At 42.7% G+C, this 15,356-nt stretch carries 7 protein-coding genes; 2 read left to right on the top strand and 5 right to left on the bottom strand.

Annotated features, from left to right (window positions below):
* Positions 1 to 114: 114 nt before the first annotated feature.
* Positions 115 to 5,361 carry an Ig-like domain-containing protein gene (locus AC04QZ_RS07270; RefSeq protein WP_478357194.1) on the bottom strand — a complete coding sequence of 1,749 codons (5,247 nt, stop codon included), beginning with the start codon at positions 5,359 to 5,361 and terminating at the stop codon, positions 115 to 117.
* 168 nt (positions 5,362 to 5,529) lie between these two features.
* A complete protein-coding gene (porV, locus tag AC04QZ_RS07275) occupies positions 5,530 to 6,693 on the bottom strand; it encodes a type IX secretion system outer membrane channel protein PorV (RefSeq protein WP_478357195.1) in 1,164 nt (387 codons plus the stop codon).
* A gap of 36 nt (positions 6,694 to 6,729) precedes the next feature.
* Here porV and AC04QZ_RS07280 point away from each other — a divergent pair, with 36 nt between their 5' ends.
* Entirely contained in the window at positions 6,730 to 6,888 is a 159-nt protein-coding gene (locus tag AC04QZ_RS07280; RefSeq protein WP_478357196.1) for a hypothetical protein, read from the top strand.
* Positions 6,889 to 7,470: 582 nt separating this feature from the next.
* Here AC04QZ_RS07280 and AC04QZ_RS07285 read toward each other — a convergent pair.
* The 3 genes from AC04QZ_RS07285 to AC04QZ_RS07295 all read right to left on the bottom strand — a co-directional run bounded on the left by AC04QZ_RS07285 (position 7,471) and on the right by AC04QZ_RS07295 (position 11,044).
* On the bottom strand, positions 7,471 to 7,827 hold the full coding sequence (locus AC04QZ_RS07285; RefSeq protein ID WP_478357197.1) for a hypothetical protein: 357 nt from the start codon (positions 7,825 to 7,827) through the stop codon (positions 7,471 to 7,473).
* Positions 7,828 to 8,060: 233 nt separating this feature from the next.
* A complete protein-coding gene (locus AC04QZ_RS07290) occupies positions 8,061 to 9,488 on the bottom strand; it encodes a Gfo/Idh/MocA family protein (RefSeq protein ID WP_478357198.1) in 1,428 nt (475 codons plus the stop codon).
* Positions 9,489 to 9,649: 161 nt separating this feature from the next.
* Positions 9,650 to 11,044: a hypothetical protein gene (locus AC04QZ_RS07295; RefSeq protein ID WP_478357199.1), complete on the bottom strand. Its 1,395-nt coding sequence runs from the start codon at positions 11,042 to 11,044 to the stop codon at positions 9,650 to 9,652.
* A gap of 259 nt (positions 11,045 to 11,303) precedes the next feature.
* Here AC04QZ_RS07295 and AC04QZ_RS07300 point away from each other — a divergent pair, with 259 nt between their 5' ends.
* Positions 11,304 to 15,347, top strand: a complete 4,044-nt coding sequence (locus AC04QZ_RS07300) for a two-component regulator propeller domain-containing protein (RefSeq protein WP_478357200.1) — start codon at positions 11,304 to 11,306, stop codon at positions 15,345 to 15,347.
* Positions 15,348 to 15,356: the final 9 nt, after the last annotated feature.

Genomic DNA, 15,356 nt, shown 5'->3' on the forward strand with positions numbered 1-15,356 from the left:
CTTTAAACGAGCAGATCTTTAAAAAGAGCCTGGCTAACCTTAAAAAATGAGTGCATAAAAAAAGAGCGTGCTTTTCAGGCACGCTCTTTTTCATTAAAATTAAAAACTAAGGGACTATAACTTAATTACTTTTACAACCTTTCTTTCTGTGCCCTGTCTTACTTCTACCATGTATACCCCGGTAGGGAGTTCGGCTCCAAAAGTCAGTTGCTCAGTAGCGGCTGTTTTAGCTTCTTTAACCAATTGTTGGGCAATATTATACACCCTGTATTGCAATGCTTCATTGCTGGTACTTTCTACCAGCACTTTAAACCCGGTTGTACTTGGATTTGGCCAGGCGGTAATTTTTAGTCCCAGCAATGCTCCAATGGCATTGCCAATATTCGTATTGATTGGCGATTCTTCGAAATTCACTGCTTCCTGATTCAGTAACAGTTCTGGTTTATTGCTGGTTGCCTCGCGCGAATTAAAACCTACCAGGTTACCAAATCCTTTTCCGCCCTGATTGATCAGCCTGATGGAAATGATTTTTTTCCCTAAAGCAAGCTGGCTATTGATATAAGCTGTTACGTCCAGCTCATACCAGGCCCTGGCTGTATTTTTAACAGTATAAGTACCAAGCAGTGTACCATTTTCTGACGGTTTGTTATTCCAGGTAATGGTATTTTCAGCCCAGGTGCTATTAGACAGGCCATATACCGATACTACCCTCGATGGATTAATATCTATACGGGAAGCATATACCCTGATTTTTGCACTGTTTACTACTGAACCAGAAAATGTGCTGTAATCGAAACGCAGGTAAGATTCTCTGAAAAAGGACCAGTTTTCGCTGCTCACATCCAGGCTTTTCGCGCTGCCATTATTAACACCAGCAAAAATCCCATCACGCACAAATGCATCGGCTACCGGATTAACCGTTAAAGCCTGTGGCGCATTTACCTTCACATTAATCGCTGAAGATGTAGCAAGCCTGCCTAAATGATCGGTGGCTTTAGCGGTAAGCGTATACATTCCTACGGAAACATTATTCCATGCCAGGTTAAATGGTGCTGTAGTAGATTGGCCCAGCAAAGTTGAACCTTGATAAAACTCCACTTTAACAATCGTTCCGGTGGTATTGGCATTGAGGCTAATATTCGAATTTGCCGTAAATGTAGCGTTGTTTATCGGAGCGCTAATTGATACGGTTGGCGCAGCGCTAACCGTAACGTTTACAATAGCCGAGAGTGTTGTTCCCCCATTATTGTCGGTTGCCTTTGCGGTAAGTGCATAAGCTCCGGCCGGAAGATTAGTCCAGGTAAAACTGTAGGGCGTAGTAGTCGACTGGCCCAGCAGCGTGCTGCCCTGATAAAATTCTACTTTAGCAACCGATCCATCGGCATCGGTAGCGTTGGCGTTAATGGCCAGATCAGTACCCGAAGTAAGTGCCGCAAGGTCTGCAGGCGAACTGATGGCTACGCTTGGTAAGGTATTGATCTTAATCCTAACCGTATCTGCAACAGCTGTTCCGCCATTATTGTCGGTGGCTTTTGCAGTGATGTTATAAAATCTGGGACCAGGATTATTCCAGGTAAAGCTATATGGTGCAGTGGTAGATTGACCTAACAAAGTGCTGCCCTCATAAAACTCTACTTTAGTAATTGTTCCATCGGTATCAACGGCATTGGCATTTAGAACAACATCCGAACCCGCTGTATATGCGGCCTGGTTTGCCGGTGAACTGATGGCCACCGTTGGCAAAGTATTTACGTTGACTTTAATGGTATCTGAAACAGTTGTTCCACCGTTATTATCGGTTGCTTTAGCCGTAAGGCTGTAATTTCCTGCAGCAGGATTGGTCCAGCTAAAACTATAAGGTGCGCTGGTTGACTGACCTAAAAGTGTGCTGCCCTGATAAAACTCAACTTTAGTAACCGTTCCATCGGTATCGGTAGCAGTGGCATCAATAGTAATGTTGGTACCTGCGGTAAACACCACATTGTTTGCCGGCGAACTGATCGCTATTGCTGGTAAGGTATTGATGATCACCTTCACGGTATCAGACACCGTTATTCCGCCATTATTATCGGTTGCTTTAGCGATAAGGCTATAATTTCCTGCAGCTGGATTAGTCCAGGTAAAGCCATATGGCGCAGTAGTTGACTGGCCCAGTAAAGTGTTGCCTTGATAAAACTCTACCTTGCTGATTGTTCCGTCAGTATCAGTAGCATTCGCATCGATAGTAACATTCGTACCTGCTGTAAACACCGCATGGTTTGCCGGTGAACTGATGGCCACTGTTGGCAAGGTATTGATGATCACCTTCACCGTGTCTGATACCGTTATTCCGCCGTTATTATCGGTGGCCTTAGCAGTAAGTGCATAGGTTCCAACAGCCGGATTAGTCCAGGTAAAGTTATAAGGAGCAGTGGTTGACTGCCCCAGCAAAGTGCTGCCCTGATAAAATTCTACCTTGGCAACTGTTCCGTCGGTATCGGCTGCATTGGCGTTTATGGCCACATCTGCACCTGCTGTAACTACAGCATTGCTCACCGGTGAGGTAATAGCCACCGTTGGTAACAGGTTGGCCACATCTACAGCAGGATAAACCAGTTTTCTTGAGCCGTCATATCCAATGGCATAAACACTGGTAGAACCTGCAGCGTATTGAACCGTTGTGGTTGCATTTGCTGTGGTGGCTTCTCCGGCGCCATAAATCGCCACATCGGTAAGTACTTTTTGGTTATAGGTCTCAAAAGCTACTGCATTGGCCCATTTCGTATTGTCTATTTTTAAGGTGTTGGTATTCACCGTTACCCCAACTGTTGCCACCGCAGTTGTTGCGAGTGGAACCTTGTTTCTAAAGGTATTTATCGTATTTGCCGAAATATAATTTAAGACCGGAGATACTGGTTTTGGATATCCTTTAGCCTGTACAGCAGCGATGAGCGCATCTATCTGTGCCTGTGTAATGGTTAAACGCTTTATCGAATAATCGTCTATATCCATATCAATTGGCAACAGGTAGCCACTTTTCACGAAGAAGTCGGTCAAATCTTCCTGAACGGCGTCGCAGGTAGCACTTACGAAATTGAGCAGTAACTGACCTTCATTTAATCCTGTCTGACTGGTTGTACGCATTTTCTCCAGCACATCGCCATACCAGAAAGCTACATCAGGCTGAGCAGCTGGAGCAGGTGTACCTGATAATCGTTGTTGCATCGTTGGCAGGTTTTTACTTGCGCCTGCAAGCTGATAATAAACTTCCAGTTGCCACAAAGGCACCAATCGCACAAACACATCGCCTTGTGCTTCCATATGTTTTTTCTGTATCAGGCAATTATCAAATAACGATCCGTAGCGGCCACCATATAAACTGGCTGCACCTGCTTTAGGCACATCGTTACCTTTTTCAAGTCTTGTTGTATTCGGGTAGCTGCTGCTATAGAGGTATTGGATCCATGCCGAATTAACGTTATTGGTTACTTCAGTGGTGCCTATCCATTTAGCTCCTGGCCTCACCTGGTTATTGTGGCCAAACTCATGCGCAATTCCCCATGGATCTTTAAAAACCCCTGTAGCACTTGCCAGGTTCGAACCACTTCCACCAACACCTATGGGATAATTTACACCATCGCCACTTGCGTTGGGATTTCCATCCCCGGTTATAGACCTCAGAAACATATGGTTTTTAGGCACTCTGTTGTATTTTACAAGGCCATTTAAGGTATACTCATTGTGCACAATGGTATCGTAGGCTGCAACCAGCGCTTTTCCACTAGCTGCCGAATTACTGATCAGTATATTTTTGTTGAGATTTAAATTAACATAGGTTCCTTTCATATCTAACTTCGAATACACACCGTTCAGCAACATCTGTGTCCATTGGTCGTTGGTATCCGTTAATGGATTATAATAACCATTTACCTGCCCCGTGGTAATGTTAATCTGGATAGGTTGCAGATTAGGCTTATCGCTAAAATAATTGATATAGGCTAGTCCATCATGTAACACATTGATAATGTTTACGCCTTTTTTCAAAGGATAACTATCGGTAGTGGCGCTATAATCAAGTCCAAAATCCTTCACCAGCAATTGTGGATTTACACCATAAGTATCACCAACAAAAACAATCGCTTTGGTATTGGCCTTGAAAGCAATTCCGGTCGGGTTTTCTACCCTGTTCAAGCCATTTGATTTTAATATGCCTTCTACTGTGCCTGGATTTGGATAAAAATCGTAGCTCTGTACACGGTATTTTTTGTTGTAACTATTGTTAAAAATACACTGTGCCAATGATTTAAAAAACGGAGAAGCAATGGCATCGATATCCGCCTGCGTTATTCCTGCTTTTAATGTGCTATGCAGCTCATCGGCAAAAATATTTGTATATAAATTGCCTGCGCTGTTTTTCTGATAAAACTGCATTTCGGCGCAACTGGCGAAATTATTTTTACCGGTAAGCACTTTCACCACAATTTGGGTAACGTTGGTTAAAGCTACAGGAAAACTGATCTGATACGCCGCTGAACTAAAACCCGTATCGAAATCCATTAATTTGGTTAGGGTAGTTTGCGTAGTGGTTTTATACCAGATTTCGCCCGTACCAAAAATACCATTCGAACCACCATCTTGCCTGGGCACATAGGTGATATAATCAATGGAAGGATTGGTGGTAAAATTATAAGTTAAACTGATCGGGAATCCACCACCTGCATAGTTAGAGTGGTAGAGGGTAGCCGTATTATTATCGTAAGTACGCGCAATGCCCTCACCACCGTTTGACGCAGGGCTTACGCTGGCACTTGCAATATCTAGTTTAACATCAGTATAGGCTGTAAAATCTTCTGCTATCGGATTATCACAATCAATTGGCTGAACAAATGGCCCTGTTTCTGCCGAGCTAAAATTGATCTCAGCACAACTCGAAAAATTGCCTCCTGCTGCCCTGATAACGAAGCGGACGATGTAGGGTTTTACAATCGGGCTGGCCGTCATATCGATTGTTTTTACCGTATTGTTTTGCGCCCAGCTGATATTACTCAGCTTGCTTACAAAAACCGAAGGCGCATCGGCAGTAGCATAATAAACATCTACTGTAGTCCAGATACCATTTGGCCCCGACTGCCTTGGGGTATAATCCACTTTATTAATGCTTTTTACACCAACAAAATAAAAATCAACCGTATCTGGCATGGCGTTTAAAGACCAGTTAGAGTGGTACATGGTGGTCAGGTTACCATCGTAGGCTTTCGTAATTTCGCTACCACCCTGTGATGGCCGTTTCGAAGCCGCCGCCGTGATGGTGACCGGGTTTTGGGCATTTGCAATTGCACAGAGCAATAACATGGCAAGAAAAGAGAGTAATCGTTTTTTCATCTGGTTAGGGTTTAAATTAAATAATATGGGTTTTATATTGCTTTTCAACCGCTTGTCTTAAAAGACTATTGGTTATTAAAGCCATTGGTTTAGTTTTTTCGGCCATCCCCCCCTCTTCTGATATCTTTTCATCGGCAAAGTCTGGCCAGGACCTGCTTGTTATTGCTTTTATTTTCCCTTCCTCGGGAGAAAATTTACGGCAAGGCCAAAGCGCAGCGTATTGGCCAGCGGATTGCTTCTTTCTGCAGTAGCCAGATAAGACATATCAATGCTGTAGATCTGGTACCTAAAGCCTGCACCCAGGGTAAAATAACTGCCATCACCTTTCTGGGCATCCTGATAGTTATAACCAGCACGAAATACCATCATATCTTTAAATAATAATTCGAGCCCGGTTGACAGCCCAACTTCCCTTAGCTCTTCATTAAAACCGCCTGGTGCATCATTAAATGACCCGAAAATCCCTGCCGGGACAGACCTACCAGGGTTCTTTCCACTGATAATCTTTCCATCAGGCGAATAAATGGGCTGGGTAGGTATAAGCAGTTTATTGATATCTAAGGCAAGGGTCAGTTTGCTTTCATTTCCAATAAAAGCTATTGCAGAGCCCAGTTTGAACTCAGTAGGCAGGAAATATTGCGTTCCGGTATCGCTATAATTCATTTTTGTCCCGATGTTGGATATATTTACCCCCATCGACCAATCTGCAGGTCCGCCGAATAACATCACCCCGGTCCGGTAAATCCCGGATATATCGGCTGCCAGGGCCCTTCCCGGTCCTGACTGTACGCCTGAGCTTGTGGTGCCAGTAAACAGACTGCTATTGATGAAACGGATGCTTCCGCCCAGTGCGAATTCTTTCCCAAAACTCCGGGCATAAGTAATATCAGCCGCAAACTCTGTCGGACGGGCCGTTCCCAATTCCTGTGAATTATCATCGGTGAGATTAACGGTACCCAGAGAAAAATACCTTAAAGAAGCCCCGATGGTATTGCGGCCATCCAGGTTGCGGTAACCACTCAGGTAAGTAAGGTTCATATCTGGCACCAGGTTCCGCATCCATGGCGTATAGGTTAACCCTACCCCTGTTGATTGGGTAGGCAGATAGGCCATCGCTGCTGCATTGATGGCCGCCGAATGTGCATCAGCCTCTAGTGCCACTCCTGCATTTCCCATTCCAGCAATACGCGCACCAGGGGTAATCCTTAAAAAGGGCGCTGCAGCGATCAAACTGTTGGACCTGGAATCATTGTCCATTTTCCCTGCCTGCTGGGCATCAACGTTTATAGCGACTAAGGTTAGCAGGGCCAAAAGGAAAAATATTCTGTTCATCGGTTATCGGTTATGAGTTAAAATTTTTAGTTTTATATGATCAAAAAGCAACCATCATTTCCACCGCTATTAATCTTTTATCCTGCACCAGCCAAATCTTTCCGGTTCGATATTACACGCACCTGGCTACCTGTTGCCAAATGGCATCTTACAGCTGATCCTGCCCATTTCAGGCCATATGGTAATCCTTCCTGATTTCAACCTCATTTATTTCAAGAGGTATCCGGCAAAAACTTGTTTAATAGGTTTATTTGGTTAGTTGGTTATTGCGAAAATTTATTCGTTTGTTTTTATAAAATGATTATAGGATGTTTGGTATAGATCTTAGTTAGAGACCTTTATCAAAACTAAGTACAATTGATTTAAGTCAAATAAAAAAGACAGCACAAACGTTTGTCTGCCAGTATATTGTCAATATCATCGTATTTAGGAGGTGTTGATAGTGCCGATAATTGCACTGCATCTGCTTTAAAACTTTTAAATTAGGATATCATCTTAGTGGGTGAAATAGAAAAATAATAAAATTCTATTCAACAGGGTTAAGCCCCTGGCTTAAAGGTATAATTATCTGGTTATTTGCGAAACCGCCTGCGCATGTAAATTTATTATTACAAAAATAGGAGATGATCGAAATAAATAGTATTGCAAAAAAGAGGAGACCGGTTTGATTTTGCTTTACAGGCGATCACATGATGAAAACAGAATTTAAAAAAGCCGATCACACGCAAACGTTTGTGCTTTGTTTTAAAAGAGGGCAGATCAGGCAGATCAGGCAGCTTAATATTCAGAAAAATAAGCGAAAAAGTCTTCCTTAAAAACAAGATAATCAGAAAATACATTTAGCATATTATGATAATAGATGTTCTTATTAAGATCATTTTCAAAAGATAACACATAACCATTGCCTTTGGGGTTTGCAGTAAAAAAGAAAGCAAAATTACTTTGGATGAGCCAGTTATGTTCATTCCTATCAGGAAGTTCAATATAACAGTTTACTTTACAGCGCTTCACATCACTTTTATGAAAATCGATATGATAAACAATAGGAAGTTCTATTATTCCATAGCATAAAAGATCTACCAATACCACGATTCTTTTTCCAGCACCATTCATTTCAACTAGCTTATGTTGCATATTTTTTCACTGATGTGGCGATGATTACAAGACTATAAACATCAGAACCAAAACGCTTTAAACCTCCGGGAGAGGATATTGCGTTTTGGTTCATACGCTCAATACCATTAAGTCATAAAAAACATTTGTCCTTCGACAGGTTCAGGATGACCATATTTTTTATTTTCTCCTGAACTTAATGACACTGTCGAATACTATATTTAAGGTTATATTTCTATTCGCTATGTGAAAAATTATACTTTATAATACTGCTCCCATCCTTTACGGGGTGGAGGGCCGATGAGCAATTCGTTTGCATTTTTACTACTGGTGATTTTCTTCTTTTTTCTGTCGAAAACTATTTTTTCTCCTGTCCACTGCGCCAGCACGCCAAGGCAGAATACCTGGCTTAACGGGCCTGCAATTTCGAAAGATGAACGGGTTTGTTCTTCGCCTTTACATGCTTTTAAGAAATTGGCAAAATGATTGGATGGGCTCAGCGGTACAACAGGCAAGCGGGAAGCCATTTCCTTCGCTTTTTCCTCCGGAATAATGGATAATGTGCTGCCATGCGAACCACCTTTAAAAGTGAGGTCTTTGCCATAAATAATTTTACCCGGATTTAGTTTAGCTGCAGTAACAGCACCATTGCTTGGTGGTGGAATGTTGGGATCGAGCCCTTGCACACCATATCCGGCCGGGATTGGGGGAAGATTGTCAATACCATCGTACCACTTCACTTCAACAGGGGGCATACTGCCACGTTTAGGGAATTTAAACGAAAGTGTGGAAGACATCGGATAGAAAAAATTATTGTGGCCATCTAACTTTATCGGGTCTACCTCATAAGGAAGGCCAAGATCAAGAAACTGATGAGAAGTATCGAGGATATGCGCACCCCAATCGCCCAAAGCGCCCATACCAAAATCGAACCAGCAGCGCCATTGCCCATTCACAAAATCTTTGTTATACTGGTGCCCCTGGGTCTGCATCTGCCAGATATTCCAGTCAAGGGTATCGGGCTGTGTTTCTGCTGGTGGGAACGAAGTGATTTTCGTATCCCAGCCATGCCAGCGCCTTGCCATGTTCATATGTGCGGTAATGGCGGTTACATCTTTAATAATACCTGCTTCTACCCATGCTTTATACTGGAAATAATTGGCTTCCGAATGCCCCTGATTTCCCATCTGGGTAACCACTTTTGAGTTTTTCCTTGCCGCTTTCATCATCAGTTCTACCTCGTTAAAGGTGCGGGCCATCGGTTTCTCCACATACACATGTTTACCAAGGCCAATGGCCATCATGGTAATCGGAAAATGCGAGAAATCGGGCGTACCAATAGAAACCGCTTCAATCTGGCTGCCCATTTTATCGAACATCTGCCTAAAATCTTTAAAACGCGGCACATTTGGAAACATTTTCAGAATGGCCAGGGTATGTGGTGCCTCCATGTCTACATCGCATAAGGCTACAATATTTGCCAGTCCGGTGTTGTGGAGTTCGCGGATAATTTCGCCTCCGCGGTTACCAATGCCAATGCAGGCCAGGTTTACTTTATCGGCAGCACCAAAGCCTGAAGGCTTATGCCCGTTTGCAAATAAAAAACCAGGCATTGCGGCCGCAGCAGAAGCCAGTAAAGCCTGTGTTAAAAATCTTCTTCTAGAGTTGTGGTTATCGCTCATATAATGCTTGTTATTGCTAGTAAATTACAGTATTTTTTTTTATTTCCACTCCTGTCTTCCAGCTATCAGACTATAATCAGTGCTTAGCAATAAAAAAACACTTACCATTTGTTTCATTTTTGTTTATTGGTCTTGGTTGATTTTTTTTAAAAAAAATAACGCTAATTTTCAGGAATAGGCTTGTTCTCATAAACTGCCGGTACCTGTTGCTGTAACCAGATCGTCATCCAGGCTGATCCCATCCGGCTGGCAATGGCCTCTTCTCTGCCCAGGTAGCTGTTTTCCTGATCGCCTGCATAAGCGTGCCCATCGGCAAAGCGCTTTTGCTGTTCAAGCACCTTATCCATATGCAGTTTAGCCCAATATTTTCCCTTATGTTTTGGGGCAAGATTATCCCAGCCATAAGTAAATGCCGCAATATCGAGGTTGGCATAATTATCGTAAACACCCTGCCCCCAATCTGAACCTTCCGGGTAATAAACAGCTGCCGTTCCTTCGCGATACATGGTACCGCCCGGTGCTTTATAAGGTGGTGATGAAAACTGATGTGCAGTTACCGAAAAATAAATTTTATCAAGATTGAAGCGCGCTGCCTCCGGTGTTGTTTTTCCGGCCAGCGAAAATACAATCGGTGCATTGATCATCGAGGCAATGGCATTGTACTGTGGATGGATGATCCCATGATTGATCACGAAACCAGGTTCTTCCATATTGGAGCCCTGCACCCAGTGGCTAACAGGATATCCGTGTATCATCCGCGAATTATGCAGATCGGAAGGTAAGGCCGTTGAGGCCATTAAATATTCTACCGCCTTATGCAGCCATTGAGCGGAATGCGGATGCTCTGGCAACATTACCGCAGCCAGGTATAACAGCTCGGCATTCCAGGCATCTTCTTCAATTTTAGAATCACCGGGAAACAATACTTTCCCGGTGCTGTCTTTATAATAGAGTGGAACGATACTCAGAAAACGATCTGCTTCGGAAACGATCATCCGGGTGATGTAAGTTTGATCTTTTTTAGAAAAATCATCCCATAAAAGCCAGGCCGCATAACCCGAATAATAAGCCCAGTGGGCGGCCTGCCAATCGCCACCCCAAACCTTTCTGGTTTGATTCACTTTATGGTCGTAGGCTACAGCCCTTACCATTTGGATCGTTTTATTTTTAGCTTCCTGTAAAGAAATCCCTGTAATAGCGGGATCGTATATCCTGGTTTTGATGGCGATGGCTACACCAAACGACATGGCTGCAGGAAAACGATAACGGTATTCGTTAACCTTTGAGATGCTTTTCAGGTCGAGGTAACCGCTGGAATCCGGCTGATATTTTTTGATATCCCGGTACCAGGTGTTTAATGCAAACTTATTGGCATTCAGCAGGCTTGTTTTTACAACTTTCGCCAGTTCATCATGAGGTGGCTTCTTGTGGAAACTGCTCCAGTTAATCGGCTTCACTTTTATGGTGTTGCTGGTTAATGCACCCGATTGGCTATGCGCAGTTTTTGCACTGAATAAAACAGGAATTAGAAAAAGTAAAAGGCTAGATTTACGCATTTGATTGTCTCCAGTTGATTTTTAGATATGCCCATTTTAAGGTGCATGCATCTTAAAAAACTGCTTAATGGGTTTATTTGGTTATGGATATTATTGAGCGCTTATTTGCTCAGCTTAGCTTGTAAATTTCCTTAATCAACCGATTATTAAAGGGTGAAAATCTTAAACAAATAGGTCGAAAATCTTAAATCCTACGCTTTTTCAGTAATCGTCGGTTAATTTTGAATATTAACACCAAATATCTCATAACTTTATTATAATGATCATCCTGCTTCATTTAAATTTAAATAGAAAATGCGCCATCCGTGCAGCGGGCTGGATAGGCATGATGTGCTTACTCCTGTGTGGAGCTTTGCAGGTAAATGCGCAATTATCTGTTTCTACACATTTCAGTACCGAAGATGGACTTGTTCAGAATAATGTGCTGTCTATTGCTCAAGACAGACAGGGTTTTATGTGGTTCGGCACGGAAAATGGCCTAAGCAGGTTTGATGGTTTGAGGTGGCGCAGTTTTAAGAATATACTGGGGGATACCAATAAACCTTCATCGCCTGCTTTGATCAGGTCTTTATTCTGGGATCAACAGAACCGGTTATGGATGGGTACTGCATTAGGACTGATTACTTTCGATCCCCTTACCGAAAAATTCAGGCAGATCAAGCTTCCTTATCCCATACAACCCGAGGTTAAACAAGTAACAACAGATCGTTCTGGAAATATCCTGGCAGGTACCACAGCCGGTATCGTACTAATCACTAAAGAAAATAAAATCATTGCTTCAGCAAGGGCTTTTGGTGATGGCGAAGATATATTGTGCCATACGATTTTTTATGGGTCAGATGGCAGGATCTGGTGCGGGACAAACAGAGGGCTTTTTGAAGTAAAGATCAAAGCTGACCGGATTATGCTAAGCAGAACAACAGCTGAACTGCCGGTTTTCTTGCAAAAGGAGAAAATTACTTCGATTAAAATGGATAATAATGGAAGGTTTTGGTTTGGATCATATGCTGGCGGCCTGCTTTTATGCCATTACCAGCAAGGGAAATTTATAGAGGCGCAGCAACAACCTGCTTTGCCTGGTGGGGCTACCCACAAAATAAGGTCGATTATTAGTTTGTTAGACCATAAAATTAGCGTTGCCACTGCCGACGGTCTGTTTTTTTTCGATATCAATAACCTGAATACCTTTGAGTTGACCAGCAAGGCGGGAGATGAGCAAACCTTACACAATAGTTCGATCCACAGCTTGTTTCAACAGCGCTCAGGAACCATTTGGATTGGTTCTTATTACAGCGGTCTGGATTTAATAAAGCCACCCCTTGCCCCCTTTCGCCATCTAGGCATTGGTCCAACCGCTTTAAACCTCAACCATCGGGTGGTCAGCAGCATGTGCAACCGTAATCAAACGGAGCTTTGGATTGGCACCGAAGGCGGAGGAATAAATATTTTTAACCAGTCAACTAAACAGGTCTCTTATTTAAAAAACCAGCAGGGTAACGACAAGTCAATCAGTTCAAATTTCATCAAAACCCTGTTTAAAGATGAGGATGGGAATTTATGGATTGGCACTTTTTCGGGCACTTTAGATGTCCTTAATGCCAGCTCTAACATAATCGAACACCGTTTAACCGGGACTGAACGAATTACCGAGGTGAACTCAATTGTAGAAGACGGGCTAAACAGGCTCTGGATTACCTCAAGCAATGGCTTAAAGGTATATAAACGTACCGGAACCCATTTGAAAGCGGATAGACTGATGCAGCAACCGGCACTAAAATCTTTTCTCGCTGGCGTTGCCTTTCAGGACACCAAAAAAAGGTTATGGTTTGCTACCGAAACCAAAGTAATGAAAGTTGAAGGTGATAGTATCCGCATTTATCATTTAAAATATCCTGTAAACACGATTTCCGAACATCATGGCACCATTTATTTAGGTTTAGAAAGCCATGGCCTGGCAGCATTTAATGAGCAGCGTGCTCAGTTTGCCTTATATCAAATCAATAGCCAGGTGAATAATCGTTCGGTATACAGCATCGCTTTCGATAGGCAAAACCGTATCTGGCTGGCCAGTGACAGTGGATTGCTCAAGGTTAGCCCAAAGCAGAAAATCGTTACACAATATACCAAAGCTGACGGACTGATCAGTACCAATTTTAACATCAACGCCAGGTATGAACGGGATAACAATTTGTTTTTTGGAACATTGGATGGACTGATTTATTTTGATCCTGACCAAATCCGGGACGATACGACAAAATCAAGTGTAGTGATTACCGGCATGCGGATTTTCGATGTACCGGTAGAGATTGATAGTTCGGTATTGCGTAAATCCATCACCTATACCAACAAGGTTGAACTTAGCCATAACCAGAACTCCTTAACCTTCGAATTTGCATTGCTGGATTTTATTAAACCTAAAAAAAATGCATTCCGGTATAGCCTTCAGGGATTAAGCAAAGGCTGGACCACAACTAATTTAGCCGAAGCAACATTTAACAACCTCGCTCCCGGCACTTATACGTTAATGGTAAGCGGTAATAATGGCAGCCCCAACTGGATGGAACCGATTCGTTTAACCATTAAAATACATCCGCCGTTTTGGGCCACCTGGTGGGCTTATATGCTGTATGGTATTATTTTAACCAGCATTGTTTTCTTCATCAGTCGTTATTTTGTATTGCGCACCCTCTTAAAAAGAGAAGACGAACTTCACCAATATAAGATCAATTTTTTCACCAATGTATCTCATGAAATCAGAACACACCTGAGCCTCATTTCTCCCCCGATAGAGCAACTCGTTTCTGACGAACAATTGGGTAAAAAACAAAAAGATAAAATACTGGGGGTTGCCGGTAACGCCAGGCGACTACTAACGCTTGTTAACGAACTGCTGGATTTTAGAAAGACAGAGGATAAACATTTAACATTATCAGAAAATGTGCAGGATTTACTGCCTATACTGGAAGATTGCCTGCAGATGTTTTCGGAAACCGCTGAGCAAAAACAGATTACCACCCTCTTAGAAAAGGAAAATCTAAAATCAGCCTTTTTATTATGCGATGCCTTTCAATTAAAAAAAGCCATTATCAACCTGTTGGCCAATGCCTACAAATTTACACAGAATGGCGGCCTGGTTAAACTCAGGATCAGCCAGACTGATCACGAGGTGACCATTACGATTGAAGATAACGGAAGGGGTATTTCGCAGTCACACTTAAACAAATTATTCGAAAATTACTATCAGGTTGCAGACCATGGTTTTCAAAATACAGGTTATGGTATAGGTCTGGCCCTGTCAAAAGCTATTGTTGAGCTTCATCAGGGTACGATTACGGTAACCAGCCGGTTGGAGACGATGAATGAGCCCGGACATACTTCCTTTACGATTTCCTTACCGAAAAGACAAAAAGAAGCCTATGATTCGTTAGCAGCTTACGATGCCGACCATACTTTCCCTGATCATGGGGATGAACAAACGGACCATAAACCGTTATTGCCCTTAACACAGGCAGATGAAAGCCAGAAACCAACTATTTTATTGGCTGAAGATAACCTCGAGCTTGCTATATTGCTGGATGATATCTTAAACCCTTATTATCATGTAATCATCAGCAGAAATGGAAAAGAAGCCTGGGAACAGGCAAAACGGCATATTCCCGATCTGATCATCAGCGATGTTACGATGCCTGAAATGTCGGGATTTGACTTTTGTGACCTGATCAAATCTAATGTGGCCACCAACCATATTCCTTTTATATTGCTAACAGCAAAAACACAGGCCGAAGATGTAATAACCGGCTTATCTCATGGTGCTGATGTTTACCTCACTAAACCATTTACCCCGCAGGCTTTGCTGCTGCAGGTAAACAACCTTATTGTAGCCATACAGAACGTGCACACGCATGTTGGTCAGTTGCTGAACAAAAATTCAGAGCCGATTGATATCTTTAACCAATTAATCCAAACCCAGCTTGGTACGGAGAGTAAGAAATTCATGAATCAATTGGTCGAAAACATCACAGCTTCCATAGAGAATCCTGAATTTGGTGTTAACGAACTGGCCAGGCTGATGAACATGAGTACGCCGATCCTTTACAAAAAAGTAAAATCGGTCACTGGTTCATCGGTAAATGATTTTATAAAAGGGCTACGCCTGAAAAAAGCGGCAGAACTGCTGGAAACCAGGCTTTATACGGTTTATCAGGTTTCGTATATGGTGGGTTTTTTAGATAGCCGCTACTTTAGTAAAGAATTCAAGAAGTTTTTCGGGAAGTTACCTTCGGAGTGGATAGAGACCGACTAACACGAAGCT

This window comes from Pedobacter folensis, assembly GCF_056490665.1.